The organism is Promineifilum sp. (SeqCode), from assembly GCF_041918635.1.
Lineage (GTDB): Bacteria > Chloroflexota > Anaerolineae > Promineifilales > Promineifilaceae > Promineifilum.
Genome location: NZ_JAYRVJ010000319.1, coordinates 1 through 15,885, shown reverse-complemented (window position 1 = coordinate 15,885; position 15,885 = coordinate 1). Strand labels below are relative to the sequence as shown.

Here is a 15,885-nt window from a genome sequence, read left to right as displayed (position 1 = left end):
CCTGACTATAATTGTTCTGTCAAATTGAGATGAACTGATGACAAATTGCGGAAGTGGAAACCTGGCAAAACAGTTGCCCGGGCGTTAGGGGGTGCGTTGATCTTGTCCACGTCCGCCGAGCCCCCCAGTCCCCATCCTCGCCGTCACCTGATCCCACATGATGGCCGTCATTCACCCACGGTGATGCCGCCCATCGGGTTAACTGTGCCCGTTGGGCAGTTCGGCGCGCCGGCCCGCGCCACAAGTAGTGAGCTTTGATGTTGACCTTCGTCCTGGTTGCCACCGGCACCATCGGCTTCATGATCTTTCTCACGGCGCTCTACGTCGCGGCCGAGTTCTCGACGGTCGCCGCGCGCCGGACGCGGGTCAGCCAGATGGCGGCCGGGGGCGACTCGCTGGCTAAGATGCTCTTGCCCTTCCTGGAGGACAGCCGCAAGCTGGATCGCTACGTCGCCGCCTGCCAGGTGGGCATCACCATCTCGTCGCTTGTTCTCGGCGCCTACGCCCAGGGGGCCATCGGCACGCGCCTGACCGGGCCGCTGACGGAGTTGCTCGGCGCGGTCATGTCGCCCACCGGCGCGGCCCGTCTGGCCCAATCGCTCTCGGTCATCTTCGTGCTCGTGTTCATTACCGCCCTGCAAGTCATCCTGGGCGAGCTTTTCCCCAAGTCGCTGGCGATCCAGTATCCCGAGGGCGTCGCCCGGGCGGTCGTCTGGCCGATGCGTATCTCGCTGGTGCTGTTCGCGGTGCCCATCTGGATCTTCAACGGCAGCGCCAACCTGCTGTTGCGCCTGCTGGGCCGCAACACGCGCGAGGCGGTGGGGCGGGCGCACTCGGCCGAGGAGATCGAGTTGCTGGTGACGGAAAGCCACGAGGGGGGGTTGCTCGACGACAACGAGCGCCGGCTGTTGCGCAACGCCCTGCGTATGCGTGACCTGACCGCGCGCCAGGTGATGGTCCACCGCACGCGCATGTTCGCCGCGCCGGTCGAGACCAGCGCGCTCGATCTCATTCATGTGGCCATCGACAATGGCTACTCGCGTATCCCTCTCTACCGCGATTCCATCGATGAGATCGTCGGCTTCGTCCACATTAAGGACGTGTTTCGTCTGTACCACCAGAACATCAGCGACGTGAGCAGCGTCATACGGGAGGTCGTCTACGTGCCGGAGACGCTGGCCGTCACCGACGTTTGGGAACAACTGGAACTGCACAAGCGCTATCTGGCTATCGTCTTCGACGAGTTCGGTGGCACGGCCGGCTTGCTGACGTTGGAAGACCTGATCGAGGAGATCTTCGGCGAGTTGCAGGACGAGTTCGACGACGAGGCGGCCATCATCGCCCGCGACAAGGAGGGGCGCGTCTATCTGCGCGGCGACCTGTTGGTGACCGACGTGAACGAATACCTGGAGCTGGAGTTGCCGGAAGACGCCGCCGACACGCTGAGCGGGCTTGTTTTCAGCGGCCTGGGCCGCCCGCCCACAGCCGGCGACGAGGCGCGCTTCGGCGACGTGCTCATCCGCGTCGAGGCGATGGAAGACCTGGGCGTGGGCGAGCTGTCGCTGCTGTTGCCGCCGCGCGAGACGGATTCGGATTCGCCGTTCACGGAATGGGATGTGGCCGAGCATGATTAAGTTCCTGCTTCTGGGACTTGGGTTGCCGGGCATGAGCCTGTTGCTGGCGGCCGCCACGTCGGGCGTCCAGACGGCCGAGGCGTCGCTGCCGTCGGCCACCACGCTCATCATCCCCTTCCTGATCATCCTGCTGTTGGTCATCATCAACGGCGTTTTCGTGGCCGCCGAGTTCGCCATCATCGGCGTGCGCGATACCCAGATGGAGCAGTTAGCCGACGAGGGCAACCGGGTGGCCGGTCACGTGCTGCAAACCCTGGATTTGCGTCCCAAGCTCGATCACTACATCGCCACCGCCCAATTGGGCATCACGCTGGCCTCGCTCGGGCTGGCGATGTACGGCGAGCCGGCCATCGGCCACTTCGTCGAGCCGTACCTGGAAGCGGTGGCCGGCATGACCCCGGCGACGGCGGCCACGGTCAGCTACATCGTCGCCCTGTCGCTGCTGACCTATCTCCACGTCGTCATCGGCGAGATGGTTCCCAAGGCGCTGGCCCTGTCCAACGCCTCAGCCATGGCCCTGACGCTGGATCAGATGATGCGTTTCTCCGGCGCTATCCTCAACTATCCAGTGCATGCGCTGAACAGCATCGGCAACCTGTTGCTGCGTCTGTTCCGCATCCCACCGGCTGAGGGGCACGACCGGCTGATGGCCGCCGATGAGCTGGAACTGATCGTCGCCGAGAGCGCCGAGGGCGGCCTGATCGAGGACGAGGAAGAGGAGATCATCCGCAACATTTTCGACTTCAGCGAGCGCACCGTCGGCCAGGTGATGACGCCGCGCCGCCGGGTGCAATTGCTGGATGTGACGTGCAGCCAGGAGCAGTTGATCCGCATCGTGACGGAAAGCACGCACAGCCGGTTTCCCATCTACGAGGCCGATCCCGATCACATCGTCGGCATTTTGCACCTGAAAGACCTCATCCGGCTGACGCTCCGGCCAAACGGCCCCTTCGACCTGCGCCTCATCATACGCGCCGCCCTGGAAGTGCCGGAGGACTTCCGGGTGGATCGGCTGCTGGCGACATTCAAGAAGCAGAAGATCCACATGGCGATCGTGCGTGACGAGTTCGGCGGTATCGCCGGGGTGGTGACGCTGGAAGACCTGGTGGAAGAGGTCGTCGGCGAGGTGCGCGACGAGTTCGACCAGGAGCGCGAGCCTTACGTCCCCATTGCCCCCGGCGTGATCGAGGTGTCGGGCGACTATTTGCTCGACGATCTGGCCGAAGATGTCTATATTGGCGAGGATGACGAACTGCCTGACGTAGAAACGGTCGGCGGGCTGATCGTCACATTACTCCGCCGTCCACCCGCTCGCGATGACGACGTGACCTATCTCGGCCACATCCGGTTCACCGTCCTCGACGTGGATCGGCTGGCCGTGACGCGCGCACGCGTCGAGTTCCCCGTCAGTGGGGCGGGGCAGGGGACGGACGGAGACAAAGAAGAAGAGTGAGGCCGGCCGCGCCGGACTCTCACACCAACAAAGGAGTCACACTTCGATGAGTCTGTTGCAGACAATTCATGGCGAACTTCGCTGGCTGGTGGCGCTTGTCGCCGTGGCCGTCATTATCAAGTTCCTGATCGGCTGGCTGGGCAAGCGCCAGTACGCGCCGATTGATCGCACGTTGTTGATGGCCTATACGATCCTGTTGGACATCAACGTCCTGCTGGGGCTGATCATCCTGCTCTTCGGTGGCGGGTTTAACGGGCCGCGGCTGGAGCACGCCACGACGATGCTCCTGGCGGCCATTTCGGGCCACATGACCACCATCTGGCGTAAGTCGTCCGATTCGACCACCAAGTACCGCAATCAGCTATTGCTCGTCCTGCTGTCGTTGGTGCTGGTCTTCTTTGGCGTCTGGCGGCTGCGCGGTAGCTTCATTTCGTGGCCGTAGGCGTGGCGAACTGGTTCGCTCTTATTCGCTGCTAGCAAAAACCGGCGGGTGGATCGAGAGCGATCCACCCGCCGTTTTTTGTATTAAGGGAACGGCTTCAGGCAAACCTGCCTACAACTCGTACAGCTCCCCGAACTTCGCCGTGGCATAGCGCATGAAGGCGGCGTGGCCGAGTGGCTGGCCGGTGACGCGCCGCACCAGCTCGCCGGGCGTGAACTTCCGGCCATGGCGGTGGATGTTCTCGCGCAGCCAGGCCAGCAGCGCCGTCGTCCGTCCCTCGGCCAACTCGGCCAAGATAGCCGGGTCGGCGGCCGTCGCCGTCTCGAAGAACTGCGCCGCGTAAAGGTTGCCCAGGGCGTAGGTCGGGAAGTAGCCGAAGCCCGGCCGCGACCAATGCACGTCCTGCAGGCAGCCCTGGCTGTCGTCCGGCGGGGTAACGCCCAGCAATTCGCGCATCTTCTCGTTCCAGGCCGCCGGCAGGTCGGCCACGGCCAGGTCGCCGTTGAGCATGGCCTGCTCCAGCTCGAAGCGCAGGATGATGTGGAAGTTGTAGGTCAGTTCGTCGGCCTCGACGCGGATGAACGACGGCTGCGTCTTGTTGATAGCGCGATAGAACGCCTCGGCCGTGTGGCCGCCCAGCGCCTCCGGGAAGAGCGCCTGCAACGCCGGGAAGTGGGCATGCCAGAAGCCCCGGCTGCGGCCGACGATGTTCTCCATCATGCGCGACTGCGACTCGTGGATGCCCAGCGACGTGCCGCGGGCCAGCGGCGTGCGCGCCAGTTCGGCCGCCGTGCCCTGCTCATACATGGCGTGGCCGCACTCGTGCAGCGTGCCAAAGAGGGATGGGCAGAGGAAGTCGGGATACCAGCGCGTGGTGATGCGGGCGTCGTTGCGGCTGAGGCTGGTGGCGAAGGGGTGGATGACCGTGCCCAGGTGGCCGCGGTTGAAATCGTAGCCGATGGCCTCGGCCACGGTGCGGGCGAACGCTTTCTGCCGCTCCACGTCGTAGGGCTGGTGGAGCAGGCTGTCGTCGATCTTCACCGGGCTGCGGTCGATGGCCTCGCGCAATGGGACAAGCTCCGCCTTCAGGTCGCTGAAGATGGCGCGCACCTCGGCCGTCTTCATGCCCAACTCGTACTTGTCGAGCAGGGCGTCGTACTTCTCATCCTCATAGCCGTAGAGTTCGGCCATCTCCTGGCACAGGCCGACGACCTGCTCCAGCCAGGGACGGAAGATGGCGAAGTCACTTGCGGTCCGGGCCTGCACCCACGCCTCGCGCGCCTGGCCGCTGACGGCCGACGAGCGGGCGACGAATTCATCGGGCAGTTTGCGGGCGTCGGCATAGTTACGGCGCAGCAGGCGGATGAGGCTGGCCTCGTTGCTATCGTACGCCGCGCCATCAAGCTCCGCGGCGGCGTCCTCGATCAGCCCGCCGAACTCGTCCGAGGTGGACATGCGATGGATGAGACTGCTGAGCGTGGTCATCTGGGCGATGCGCTCGGCCGCCCCGCCGCGCGGCATGTTCACCTCGCGGTCCCAGGACAGCAGGGCGGCGGCCTTGTTCAGGTCGTCGAGTTCGCGAACTTTTTCTAGCAGGGAGTCGTAGTGGGACATAAGGGGTGTGTCTCCTGTGAGTTGGATGAGGTTCATGGATACTGTCCCGCAGCGATGAGGGCTATCCTCTCCGAAAGTCGACTGGGGTGATTCAATTCCAGGATGGATAGTGTTACGCGCGCCTCGGCCGTTAGCGGAACAAGGTTAGCGCCTTCCAGCGCAAAATGTTCGAACCAGATTTGTTTACGAGGGTTAAAGAAAGGAACCAGATCGCCGGATATTGGGTCAATCGAACCTAAGTCAGAGCCTTTGGCCCGATTGCAGTAAGGGCAAGCTAAAGCAAGGTTGTCCAGGTTTGTAACGCCGCCATGTTTTTCGGAGATGACATGTTCCATCTCAAACGGGAATAAGGCGGCTATCTGTGGATGGCGGCAGTACTCACAGCGATCGCCGGCTCTAGCGATCACCTGCCGGCGGAGCGTTGCCGGAACGTAAGTCATTCGGCTTTGCTAAGGTCTTTTAGGGCACGCGCCTTGGCTAAGCGGATCAGATGCTCAAGCATCAAGTATCGTTCTAGTTCCGTTTCCGCTTCGCGAGATATAGTACCAGACTTGCTTTGCTGTAACAGTTCGGAGAATCGTGCCACCATGTCTGATGATGGGCGGATGGCCAGAATTTGCTCTGGTCCAGGACGACTAGCAAGCAAGCCAATAATGGCTTCGGCGTCTTGGGGGCCATCAGCTAATGGGCTTTCTACTTCTCGCAGCCCAAGTTCCAGCAACTCTGGTAACCTGTCTTCATATGCCCGAAGTTGCCGCCCCAACTTCTCCGGTACTTCTATTGTGATCAACATCGTATCTTACCCAGTAGTGTTAAAGGATCACAAAGGATCGTATGATCCTCAACGCCTTTTCGCAAGAGTATAGAGTCTGCAGCTTCAGACGCGGACGGCCTTATTAGATAGGTATGTTCAGACTTGTCATGGCTGCCAGTAATGGCCCATGATCTGACAACCCCGCCGCCGGCCCACCCGTATACGACATGAACGCCCACACCCCGACGCAAGCCATCGCCAACACCACCAGAATGCCGATAATCGTCAGCGTCAGGCACGTCCGCGCGCAACCGACGCTGCCGGCCGGCAGGGTGCGCACCTTGGATCCGGGCGCGCCGGGCACGGGTCGGACGGAGCCAACCGGCCGGCCAGCGGTGGCGCGCCGGGCCGGTTCGGCGCGCGGCGGCGACTCAGGCGCGGCGATGACCCGCGCGCGAGGGCGCTCGCGGACGGGCGGCCCAGCCGGCGGCGGCAAGGGTACACCGATGGCCCCTTCGCCCCGGCAGCCATAGGCCGTGCAGTGATTGTTGTTGGCCTCCCAGCAGTGGGCGTGGTGGCGGCTGCCGTCCTCCGGGCAGACGACGATCTGGTCGCCGGCGGCGAACTCCTGCTTGCACAGGGCGCAGGTCTGCCCCAGAAAAGCCGAGGTTTCGCCGATGCGGTGGGCGCGAATCATTTAGGGGTTGATTTTGATCTGGTCGAGCAGCCAGCGCCAGAAGCGCTGGAACAGGGTCATGCGCTCCACCTGGCGCTTCTGCTCTTCCTTCAGGCGGCGGGTCTGGGCGCTGGGGCCGGTGCCGCCGTTGACCGAGGGCGCGGGCAGGTCGGTGTACTTCACCTTCAGGACGGGCTTGGTGTTCTTGCCGTAGACGTGGAACTTGTCGCTGCCGCAGCCGAGGACGGCGCACTTGCCGCCGCTCTGCTCCCAGCAGGCGCGGTGATAGAGCGTGCCGCACTTGTCGCAGACGACAGGAACCAGCGCTGGACCGTCGGTGTGGTTCTCCACCGCGTTGCCGCATATCGGGCAAGACAGGCTGAGGCGGTTGGCCTCGCTGATGTCGTTGTCCGTGATGCGCATGAAAGGTTCTTCTCTCGCATCCATAGACCGGTACTCGGAAGCGGCGACGCGCCCATTGGCCCGGCCATTTATGGCCGACCCCGTCCCGTTCACGCGCTCGCTCGCTTCTGACCCTTGATTATACACTATTTCGCGCCTCCGATCTCAATAGCCTCGTTCTCATTCGAAGCGTATATACGGATTGCAGGGGGGCTAAGAACTGAGCCACGATGTTGTCAACTGCTACCTCAAGTCTGCCTAATCTCCCCAATCTGCGGATGATTCTTCTCACCACGAATTGGCCGCCCAGTCCGGCCACGGGAAGTCGTAGCGGTTCACCTTTGTCTTCTGGCGGTTCCAGCAGAAGAAGCCGCTCGTGCGCGCCCGCGGGTCGAGGACGTAGGCCACGTGCCAGATCTGCGTGAAGAAGTTCTGGTGGATGAACAGATCCATCCCTGACAGGAAGATGCCAAAACCGGGATGCGTGTGATACCAGCCGACCATCACCGCGCTCTCGTCCGGGTAGCGCTCCCAGAGTGTGTCATTCAGGTAGCGCCAGCTTTCGGGCGTATAGGTCACGCTCGCGCCGTGCATGACGGTGTGCTTGGCGATGATGCTGTCGATGACGTGCACGACGTAGCGGCCGTCCGGCTGCTTCTCCGGCCGCCGGCCGATCATGACGCCGGCCACCTCCCGATCAAGGCTGCTCAGGGCGTGGGCCTGCATGGCTCGCAGCGGCGCTTCATCCAGCAGGATGTCCACCGCCGCGCCACCGGACGCCGCCAGCGGCAGCCGCTCCCCGGCCACGCGCACCCGCGCCTGGCTGGGGATAATCGTCGGCGCTTCCGGCTTCGCCGCTTCCACTACGGCCGGCTCAACCGGCGGGGGAGGGGCCGGCGGCGGTTCCGGTTGGGGTTCAGGCTCCGGTTGTGCTTCGGCTGCCTCTGTTTCTGCGACTGGAGCGGGTGTGGTCTCATCGGCCGGCTCCGGCGCGGTCTCGGCCGGCGGCTCAACCAGAATAATGGCGTGTTCCACCCACTCCTCGACCTCGTCCACCGCCCGGCCCTGCTCGTCCAGCGCCGTGACCGCAATCTCCACGCGCGCCTCTTCCTGAAGCTGGTGCAGGGTGATGGCCTGGTAGGTGTCCCAGACGTCAGCCTCCAGCGCGTCGCCATAGGCGCGCAGTTCGGCCAGCGTGCATTCCGACAGCGGCTTGGCCCGCCCGCCAACCGGGATGCGGTCGGCCGGGGCCAACGTCACGGTCAGGGAGGCCGTCTCGTCCTGGCCGGGCAACTTGAGCGTAATTTGCGCAGCGTAGGTTACGTCAGTGTGATCAGTCATAGAATGAGCTATAGCAGTGAGCCTGGTCTGTTCGTAGTCAGGCGATTCATCGCCGTTCTGGCGAACGGCCCTAATCGGTCAACGACAGCCCCACCGTGCAGATCGAGCTATCGGTCAGCCGCACGTTGTTCAGGTCAACGGCTGTCAGGCGCAACTCATAGGTTCCAGCCGGCAATCCGGTTGTATCCCACTCGGCCAGTTGGCCCAGGCGCGTGTCGCGGCTCAACCGGTCGACCAGGGCCCACTGCTCGCTGCCTTGCGGGCGCATGTCGATCTGGTAGCGCCGGGCAGCAGGATAGGTAGCCGTACCGATCAGTGCGATGCGCCCCCCGACCGGATATTGCTGGCCGGTCAACGGAACCAGAATGCGCAGGCTGGGATCGGGGCAGGTGAGGACGTTGCTTTGGGCCAACGAGGTCTGCGCCAGGTTAAGGACGGTCGTCTCCAGCAGGTTGACCCGGCGTTGCAGCGGTAGAACGGCGCCGACGATTAAAAAAAAAGACACAAGCAACGCCAAAGCCGACGCGGCCAACCCCAACTCGCGGGCGGAGAAGCGCGGGCGACCCGGCCGGGCCAGCACAACCTGGCTGGGCGACTCGGCCGCCGTCTGCGGCTCCGGGTAGTAAGGACTGTCCCATACCGCCGTGCGCACCACGCGCCAGGGAGCCAGCGACTCCGCCTGTCGCTCGTTCAGCTCGTAGAAGCCGCCCAACGCGCTGAGCGCGCCGTCGCGCCAGCCAAAGAAGGCCGCTTCCGTCCGCACGGGATCGACCACCAGACCAACGTGCCAGGGTTGGGTGAAGGCGGCCGAGTGAACGACGACGTCGTCGCTGGAGTAGAACACGCCCAGGTCGGGGTGTGTGTGGAACCAACCGACGATGTCCATCTGCGGGTAGTGGGCCGCCCGGTCGCGGTGCAGCTTCGACCAGGAATCGGCCGAAAAGGTGAAGTGCACCGGGCCGTGATCGGAACTGCTGGCGGGCAGCGCCGCCATGATCTCGACGACGACGCCGCTCTTGTGCCGGTAGGCCTGGCCCAGCAGCGCGCCGCCCAGCTCGCACTCCAGATTGCTGCGGCTGTGGGCGCTAATTTGCAGCAGCGCCGTCTGGTGAACCAGGATCGTTGGCTGGCCCTCGGTCGGGGCGTCGCCATGCAGCCGCCAGCCGCCCGGCGGCGCGGGCAGGGCGCGGAAGGGCAGCCCGGACAGCGCCTCGCGGTGGACCTGGGCCGCGTCGGGCGGCGTGGCGGCAACGGGCGGGGTCGCGGCCGGCGGGGCCGGGTTTTCAGGCGCAGCGTTGCCCTGGGGCTTAGCCGAATTTGATGCCGAGGTCATCGGCTTCCTCATCGCGGATAATGATTAGATCCGCCACCGATTGCCCCTTTAACTCCCGGCGGTCAACGGGGAACAGCGACTTGCGCTGGATCGCCCAGGCCGCGGCCTTGGAGTTCATCGGGTCTCTCGGCTCATAGTTCTTGTACTGGATCATCTCGCCCAGCGTCAGGAGCAACTCATCGAGCGTCTTGGCCGGCCACCACGCGCCGATGCAGACCGCCCCCGTGATGTGGATGTTGGGGTGGAAGATGGGCGTGACCCACTTCAACTGCGGCTGCTTCAGCGGGTATTCCGCGTGCAGGTAGATTGCCACGTCGTGCTGCTCGCGGATGACGGGCTGATTGGACGTACTGATACCCTCCACCCCCTTACAGGTGTAGCGGATCAGGTACTTCTCCGGCGGGTCGCCTTCCGTCCTGATGATGTGGATGAATTCGCTCCGATTCGCCAGGTCGCGCACGCGCTGGTAGTCGTTGCGCAACCGCGTTTCGCGAATGTCGAAAGACATAGGCTCCTCAATCTTTACCTAGACAGTACAGCGTGCCCTTCACGGTGGCCGGCCATCTTGCTTACCGGCGACCGGCACACCCGGGAAGGGCACGTTTGTTCCAACTGGTAGGGCGATTTGCTAAATCGCCCAGCGCCGGCGCTAACCGGCGGTTACTTCGGGGAACAGGCTCAGGATATCGTCTTCCTTCACGCCCGCATCCCGCAACGATTCCTCGTCGCCGAGCCGCTTACCGGACGATCGGTGGTCCAGCCGATAGGTGATCGGGTTCGCGCCCTGCGTCGTCGGCAGTCCCATCTTGCTCACCAGAGCGGGGATCAGCCGGCGCATCGGCACGTCGTCCGGCAACTCAACCGGGGTCTTCTTCGACCCGGTGGGATCGTAAATGATTACCTTAGTGCTCGCCATCTGTCAAAAGCCTCCATCATGGTATTCGTTAGTCATTACGCAAAACAAGTGTTCAGGTTGCACTGCTGGGAGAAGCATCCGCAGATTTCGCACGGCTGTCCCCAGCCGCGATTACGCAGATTTGCGTATCGCGAAGTGTACGGCTGCTTTACCCATTAAGCGAACTGCAGGAAGGTCGCTTTGTCTCCCGTTAGCTCATAGTAGACACGCTCGCTCCCGTTGCGCGCGCGGATGATCCCGAGCGGCGGCACGTCGACCTGCTGGAGCGTGCGGTCGAGGAACTCCTCCTCGCCGGTGATACGGTGGGTCAGGCGCATCTCGCGCTTGTTCCCACAGGTCGGGCAGACAGCCGCGTCTTCGTAAAGGCGGGCCATCCGCTGAAAGATCGGCTCCTCGTTGCCGCAGGAACCGCAGACCATCGAGATAACGAGTTCGCTGTCGAACTCCAGCACCGCCTCCGGGCCAAGCCGCTCGCGGGCGGTCGCCAGCAGGCCGGCCAGGGTTGTGCCCGCGGCCGTGGCCTCCGGCAACTCGACGATGGGGTCGAGCGTGGAGTGGCTCATGCAGTACTGCTTGATCGGGTACTCGGTCAGGTAGATGTCGTTCGTCAGGCCGTTAATCATCAGCGCCTTGCCCGGCTGAACTTCCATCTGGTGCAGCAGCTTGAGCGCCTCCTGCGTCTGGAAAGCGGCCACGATCGAGGCGCTGGTCGGCGTCGTCGGTACTTTCCCTTGCAGGATGTTCTGGCGGGCCAGCAGTGGGCAGGAGTAGCGCAGGTTGATGATCTGGTAGTCCAGGTCGGTCAGCGTGCACTCGTAGCACGCTCCCTGGCCGGGCCAGAAGACGCGCACGATACCCATGAGCTCCTGAATGGCCCCATCGACCCACGGCCGGTTGACGGCCCAGCTGAAGCGGTTGATAGACAGGCGCGCCTCGCGGTTGTCCAGACAGCCGACGATGGCGTCCACGTGGCGAAAGACGCCCAGGCCCATCTCGAAGTTAATGTCGCCATGCCAGGTCTTGACCTTGACGTCGGGGTTGAGCGCCTTCACGCCGTCGGCCGCGGCGTCCACCTTGCGGCGGCCGCGATCCTCGGCGCGAAATAGCACCGAGCGGCTGAGGTTGCTGTCCTCGATGGTATCGAAGTCGGCGACCAGGATGTTGCCGATGCCCATCAGCGTCAGATTCTTGATGACCTCGTTGCCCAGCGCGCCCGCCCCGATGACCAGCACCGTCGCGTTGCGCACGACCTCCTGCTGCCACCAGCTGATGTAGCCGAACGTATGGTAGCGGTCGCTGTCGGGGTCGGTGATGACAATGGTTTCCGTATCCGTCATATATGTCTCCGAGAGCAGGAGCGCAGGGGTGCACCCCTGCTCTTACACAGGCTTCGTCAACGTCGCGACAAAGTTCTGCGTCACGATCAACTGCCCCTCCGGGGCATAAGCGACGCCGACGCCGACGTGAGTCCAGACCGGGTTCAGGATATTGCCCCGGTGATTGGTCGGGCGGCGCGGCTGGTTCATGAAAGCCGCGTGGACTTCGCGGACGCCCCGCTCGCCGTGGCTGGCGGGGCCGTAGATGACGCCGATGTTCTCGCCGCAGGCCAGGTAGCTAATGCCGGCGCGCTCCAACCGCTGGGCCACCTGCACGCCCTCTGGCGTGACGTGGGCTACATAGCGGCGCTGGAGCATGTCAGCCGAATGCTGCCGGGCAACCTGGGCCAGCGTCGGATGCCAGCGCAGCGGCCCGCGCCCCAACCAGCGCGGCATGTAGAGTTGGCGCGCCTCGTTGATCAGAGCGAACACCTGCTGCTCCAACGGCCCGATGAGCGCCTCGCCGGCCGGCTCGAAGGCGGCCACGTCCTCGGCCGTAATCTGGATCGGCCCGCGCGGCCGGCCCTGACCCGGGATCGCCGGCGTCCCGCCGGCCAACGGCTCATGCGCCGCCACGTCGTCCAGGCCAATCGTCAGCACCGGCGGCGCGGCGACACGCTCGCCCAGCGCGGCAATATCCTCCGCAGTCACGCGCAAGCGGTTGGGGTCGCTCATCGGTCAGAATGGACGGTCACGCCTTCAGGGTCCGGTAGAAAGGCAGGGTGAAGTGCGTCCGGTCGGCGTTGAGCGTGATGGACTTTCGCTCTACCTCGCCCCCAAAGTCGCGCGGCCAGGTTACGTCCACGTCGTAAGTCAGTCCCATGTCCATCTGCACCGGCAACTCGGCCAGAAACTCGCCGTCCTTGTTGGTCGTGCCGGCCACGTAGCGGCGCGCGCCGCGCGAGCTGATGCGCACCTGAAGCCCGTAGAGGCCGGGGCCATCGGGGTGCTCCTGAACGAGCACGCGCAGCTTGGTCGTGGTCGTGGCGGGCCGGCCGCGGCGGCGGGTGGCCCTGTTGGCCGCGGTCGCCGCCGGGGGCATAACCACCTGCGGCGGACGCGGCGGGGCCGGCGGCTGGCGCGTCGGTTGGACCGGCGGCTCCAGTTGCGACGGGTCGATACGCAACGGCGGCTGCGTGATCGGCGCACTGGGTGCGGAGGGCGTGGGCCCCAGGTCGGCATCACTGATGCTGATGCGCGCGCCCGGTTCCGGTGACGCGGGCATTTGCTCCACCTCGTCCGGGTTCACTTGCACCTCTGGCGTGTACTCCGGGTAGCGCACCGGCACGGGCGTCCGGTAATAGGGCGGCAGCGGCGGTATGGGCGTATCGGGCCGCATCGTGTCGAGCGTCGGCGTGCCGGCCGCGGCGGCGTTGTAGCCTAGCTTGCGCCCCAGCTTGTCGCGTTCGGTGGCGCTGCGCTGCACCTGTTGGCGCGCGAAGTAGGCCGCACGCTTGAGCACCTGACCGGCCGGGCTATAGGGGTCGGGCGGCGACGCCGGGTCAAGCCGGTCGAGCGGAAAGCCGCTCCGCCAGGCGTGGCCGGCCACAGCCAACGCCAGCCAGGCGGGCGCGATGACCTTGTCCGGCGCGCCCGTCGCGGCTGAGGCGGCGGCCAGCGCAGCCACCTCGGCGTTGTCCGCCAGGCCGCTTTCGCGCAGCAAGTCGTAGAGGGCGGCGCGCAGCCCCATTTCGTTCTCGGTCGCTTGGGCGAAGCTGTGGCGCGTCGGCTCGTCGAGCAAGTCGCCCGCCAGCAGCAGCGCCCGCGCCCGCGAATCGGTCAGCGGCTCGCTGCCCGCGCTCAGGTCGGCGTTGAGCCAGTCCAACAGCCGGCCGGCGAAGGCTGCCATCTGGCCGCGCCCGGGAAAAGCCTGGATGATCTTTAGAGCAGTTTCTTGCATGGCATGCTCCTGGGTTACGAGTTAAGGGCGAAGAGGCTCACGCAAAGAACGCAGAGATGGAGAAGAACGCCAAGCAGAATCTTACTTAATGTTCTTGGCCAACTTTGCGGGCTTTGCGTGAGCTTTCATCTCTTAACTCGTTACGCCATTAGATGGCGAGTTCGGTCTCCAGCTTGTGCAGCCCGTCCCAAACGCGCATCAACTCTTCCATGTCGGAGACGGACTCCAGGTCCACTTCCAGGGCCTTGCGCAATTCCGGCTTGTGCAGGTTGCGGTCGTGCTGGCGGAGCATGGGCTTGACCAACAGGTTGTTGAAGTCGCGCTCGGCCTTGGTCGCCTCCAGCCAGAACAGGCGGCGCAAGCGCGGCAGCAGTTCATTGTCGCTGAACAGGTCGTCGATGATGGCCGCGAAGATGCGATTGACCTTCACGGCGACATTGTCCAGCAGGTCGGCGTAGCTGGCCTCCAGATCGGCTGCCGGCGCGGCAGCGGGCGCGCCCGCCTCACCCAGAAAGCTGATGTCGAAGTCGGGCGTTGGCTGGCCGGCCGGCGCGGTATCGAGGATGTTGATCTCGATCGGTTCCTCGGTCGCCTCTGGCGCGGGCTGGCTGTTGTTGCCGGCGGCGGTCGCCGCCAGTTGCGGCATCGACGCGGCCAGGTCGCGGGCCACACGCTCCGGGCCGTAGAGCGCCACGTCGAGCAGCCGCTCGTTTGTCGGCAGAGCCAACTCCTTCTCGCCTGCGTCCAGCCGCGCGTGAACGGAGCGGTCGGCCTTCATCAGTTCATACATCGTCGCCTGCTGGCAGGTGTAGCGGAAGTTGCGGCCGACGCGATTGGTCAGCACCTTGTAGGCGTCGGCCAGCGGCACGGCGTTCTCGACTTCGCCGGGGATAATGTAGGTGTAGCTCTGGGCATAGCTGGCGCGCTCCAGGCGGGAGTAAATCTCGTGCGCCTCCAGCGTCCGCTCCAGTTCGGCGGCCATGATGTCGGCCAGTTCGGGCATAAACTTGGAGACGGCGTCCTGCATGACCAGTTCGACCTGGAACAGGATGCGCTTGATGGGCACTTCGATACCGCTGGTGCCCCAGATCAGGTTGTCATAGGTCACGTCGCGGCCGTCCCAGTACTCCGTGCCGTAGTTCTCCAGCAGCGTTTCGACCTCGCGCTGCACGGAGTCCTGAACCATGCCCTTGATGCCGGTCAGCGTTGGCCGGGCCAACTGGCGGAAGCGCTCTTCGCTGTTCGTGCGGCTGCTCAGCTCCAGCAGGGCATTGTGCAGGGCGCGCGGCAATTCCTTCTGCTGGCGGGCCAGCACGTTCTCGTAGCGCCGCTCCTGGAGTTGCTCCCAACTGGTCGAGAAGGGAGGCTGGACGCCGCGGGCGGCCAGTTGCTTTTCATAGTAGAAGCGCAGCGCTTGCAGAGCATTGCGCGTGCGGGTGGCCGCCTCGCGTAACTGGCTGCGGACGCGCTCGTGCTGGATGAAGTGGATGAGGCGCTCACGCAGCAGCGGCACCTCGCTCAGCTTCAGCAGCGCCTCTTTCGTGTCCGGGTTCAGCGGATCTTTCAGGTCAACGTTGCCCAACTGATCCTTGAAGACCTTGGTGATGCGCTCCGTCTCGCTGGCGAACTCGTGCGGCGCGCCCTCCGGGTCTTGCAGATAGAGGGCGGGCGGGGCCATGATCAGGAAGTAGGGCCGGTTGTGGCCGCGACCGGCGTAGCGCTCCCAGTAGTTGGGGGCGATATAGCGGGTAACGTCCTTAACTTCCAGCTCCGCTTCAGGGAGACCGGAGTTGAGCCGGTCGAACGCCTGGCGGATGTTGGCGCCGTTGACGGCCAGGAAGATCTTCGACGCGGCCTCGTCCAGATCGCCGCCGCTCAGGCCGAAGAGACGGTTCTCCTTGATCCAGTTGACGGCCGAGAGCGACTTCATCTCGTCCACGCGCTGGCGACCGGCGTCTGTCACCAGGACGATCATGGCGTCCTCGCGCTTCATCTCTTCCAGCGTGATCGCCTCGTGCAGCCGCATGCCCGCGCCCAGACCGGG

16 protein-coding genes are annotated in these 15,885 nt (G+C 64.5%); 3 read left to right on the top strand and 13 right to left on the bottom strand.

Features of this window, described 5'->3' with window-relative positions; translation table 11 throughout:
• The first annotated feature begins 257 nt into the window (after positions 1 to 257).
• Genes ACE3UY_RS10260 through ACE3UY_RS10250 form a run of 3 tightly spaced genes read left to right on the top strand, consistent with a single transcriptional unit; the run spans position 258 to position 3,529 of the window.
• Entirely contained in the window at positions 258 to 1,634 is a 1,377-nt protein-coding gene (locus tag ACE3UY_RS10260) for a hemolysin family protein (RefSeq protein WP_374687441.1), read from the top strand.
• Positions 1,627 to 3,087, top strand: a complete 1,461-nt coding sequence (locus ACE3UY_RS10255; RefSeq protein ID WP_374687440.1) for a hemolysin family protein — start codon at positions 1,627 to 1,629, stop codon at positions 3,085 to 3,087. The genes ACE3UY_RS10260 and ACE3UY_RS10255 overlap by 8 nt, the downstream gene beginning before the upstream one ends.
• A 46-nt stretch (positions 3,088 to 3,133) precedes the next feature.
• A complete protein-coding gene (locus tag ACE3UY_RS10250; protein ID WP_374687439.1) occupies positions 3,134 to 3,529 on the top strand; it encodes a hypothetical protein in 396 nt (131 codons plus the stop codon).
• 111 nt (positions 3,530 to 3,640) lie between these two features.
• Here ACE3UY_RS10250 and ACE3UY_RS10245 read toward each other — a convergent pair whose 3' ends face one another.
• The 13 genes from ACE3UY_RS10245 to ACE3UY_RS10185 form a co-directional block, all read right to left on the bottom strand.
• A complete protein-coding gene (locus ACE3UY_RS10245; protein WP_374687438.1) occupies positions 3,641 to 5,143 on the bottom strand; it encodes a carboxypeptidase M32 in 1,503 nt (500 codons plus the stop codon).
• A 32-nt stretch (positions 5,144 to 5,175) separates the two neighbouring features.
• The gene (locus tag ACE3UY_RS10240; RefSeq protein ID WP_374687437.1) at positions 5,176 to 5,583 is read right to left on the bottom strand and encodes an HNH endonuclease; all 408 of its coding nucleotides are present in this window, start codon (positions 5,581 to 5,583) and stop codon (positions 5,176 to 5,178) included.
• Positions 5,580 to 5,936, bottom strand: a complete 357-nt coding sequence (locus ACE3UY_RS10235) for a hypothetical protein (RefSeq protein WP_374687436.1) — start codon at positions 5,934 to 5,936, stop codon at positions 5,580 to 5,582. Before ACE3UY_RS10235 ends, ACE3UY_RS10240 begins: the two co-directional genes overlap by 4 nt.
• A 103-nt stretch (positions 5,937 to 6,039) precedes the next feature.
• Positions 6,040 to 6,594, bottom strand: a complete 555-nt coding sequence (locus ACE3UY_RS10230; RefSeq protein ID WP_374687435.1) for an RING finger protein — start codon at positions 6,592 to 6,594, stop codon at positions 6,040 to 6,042.
• Positions 6,595 to 6,996, bottom strand: coding sequence for an RING finger protein (locus ACE3UY_RS10225; protein WP_374687434.1), 402 nt, complete (start codon positions 6,994 to 6,996; stop codon positions 6,595 to 6,597). It abuts the gene before it with no gap.
• Positions 6,997 to 7,263: 267 nt separating this feature from the next.
• Entirely contained in the window at positions 7,264 to 8,316 is a 1,053-nt protein-coding gene (locus tag ACE3UY_RS10220; protein ID WP_374687433.1) for a Mov34/MPN/PAD-1 family protein, read from the bottom strand.
• A 70-nt stretch (positions 8,317 to 8,386) separates the two neighbouring features.
• The gene (locus ACE3UY_RS10215; protein ID WP_374687432.1) at positions 8,387 to 9,649 is read right to left on the bottom strand and encodes a Mov34/MPN/PAD-1 family protein; all 1,263 of its coding nucleotides are present in this window, start codon (positions 9,647 to 9,649) and stop codon (positions 8,387 to 8,389) included.
• A complete protein-coding gene (locus ACE3UY_RS10210) occupies positions 9,624 to 10,157 on the bottom strand; it encodes a ubiquitin-conjugating enzyme E2 (RefSeq protein ID WP_374687431.1) in 534 nt (177 codons plus the stop codon). Before ACE3UY_RS10210 ends, ACE3UY_RS10215 begins: the two co-directional genes overlap by 26 nt.
• 141 nt (positions 10,158 to 10,298) lie before the next feature.
• Entirely contained in the window at positions 10,299 to 10,565 is a 267-nt protein-coding gene (locus tag ACE3UY_RS10205; RefSeq protein WP_374687430.1) for an EsaB/YukD family protein, read from the bottom strand.
• Positions 10,566 to 10,720: 155 nt separating this feature from the next.
• The gene (locus ACE3UY_RS10200) at positions 10,721 to 11,902 is read right to left on the bottom strand and encodes a ThiF family adenylyltransferase (protein ID WP_374687429.1); all 1,182 of its coding nucleotides are present in this window, start codon (positions 11,900 to 11,902) and stop codon (positions 10,721 to 10,723) included.
• Positions 11,903 to 11,944: 42 nt separating this feature from the next.
• Entirely contained in the window at positions 11,945 to 12,616 is a 672-nt protein-coding gene (locus tag ACE3UY_RS10195) for a CAP domain-containing protein (RefSeq protein WP_374687428.1), read from the bottom strand.
• A 16-nt stretch (positions 12,617 to 12,632) separates the two neighbouring features.
• Positions 12,633 to 13,841 carry a hypothetical protein gene (locus tag ACE3UY_RS10190; protein ID WP_374687427.1) on the bottom strand — a complete coding sequence of 403 codons (1,209 nt, stop codon included), beginning with the start codon at positions 13,839 to 13,841 and terminating at the stop codon, positions 12,633 to 12,635.
• 148 nt (positions 13,842 to 13,989) lie between these two features.
• The coding region (locus ACE3UY_RS10185; protein ID WP_374687426.1) for a hypothetical protein at positions 13,990 to 15,885 on the bottom strand (1,896 nt) is incomplete at its 5' end.

Coding starts and splice junctions, on each gene's coding strand:
- ACE3UY_RS10215 (WP_374687432.1), bottom strand. CDS start 9,649: ATGACCTCGGCATCAAATTCGGCTAAGCCCCAGGGCAACGCTGCGCCT.
- ACE3UY_RS10255 (WP_374687440.1), top strand. CDS start 1,627: ATGATTAAGTTCCTGCTTCTGGGACTTGGGTTGCCGGGCATGAGCCTG.
- ACE3UY_RS10225 (WP_374687434.1), bottom strand. CDS start 6,996: ATGCGCATCACGGACAACGACATCAGCGAGGCCAACCGCCTCAGCCTG.
- ACE3UY_RS10235 (WP_374687436.1), bottom strand. CDS start 5,936: ATGTTGATCACAATAGAAGTACCGGAGAAGTTGGGGCGGCAACTTCGG.
- ACE3UY_RS10210 (WP_374687431.1), bottom strand. CDS start 10,157: ATGTCTTTCGACATTCGCGAAACGCGGTTGCGCAACGACTACCAGCGC.
- ACE3UY_RS10260 (WP_374687441.1), top strand. CDS start 258: ATGTTGACCTTCGTCCTGGTTGCCACCGGCACCATCGGCTTCATGATC.
- ACE3UY_RS10230 (WP_374687435.1), bottom strand. CDS start 6,594: ATGATTCGCGCCCACCGCATCGGCGAAACCTCGGCTTTTCTGGGGCAG.
- ACE3UY_RS10205 (WP_374687430.1), bottom strand. CDS start 10,565: ATGGCGAGCACTAAGGTAATCATTTACGATCCCACCGGGTCGAAGAAG.
- ACE3UY_RS10200 (WP_374687429.1), bottom strand. CDS start 11,902: ATGACGGATACGGAAACCATTGTCATCACCGACCCCGACAGCGACCGC.
- ACE3UY_RS10245 (WP_374687438.1), bottom strand. CDS start 5,143: ATGTCCCACTACGACTCCCTGCTAGAAAAAGTTCGCGAACTCGACGAC.
- ACE3UY_RS10220 (WP_374687433.1), bottom strand. CDS start 8,316: ATGACTGATCACACTGACGTAACCTACGCTGCGCAAATTACGCTCAAG.
- ACE3UY_RS10190 (WP_374687427.1), bottom strand. CDS start 13,841: ATGCAAGAAACTGCTCTAAAGATCATCCAGGCTTTTCCCGGGCGCGGC.
- ACE3UY_RS10250 (WP_374687439.1), top strand. CDS start 3,134: ATGAGTCTGTTGCAGACAATTCATGGCGAACTTCGCTGGCTGGTGGCG.
- ACE3UY_RS10195 (WP_374687428.1), bottom strand. CDS start 12,616: ATGAGCGACCCCAACCGCTTGCGCGTGACTGCGGAGGATATTGCCGCG.
- ACE3UY_RS10240 (WP_374687437.1), bottom strand. CDS start 5,583: ATGACTTACGTTCCGGCAACGCTCCGCCGGCAGGTGATCGCTAGAGCC.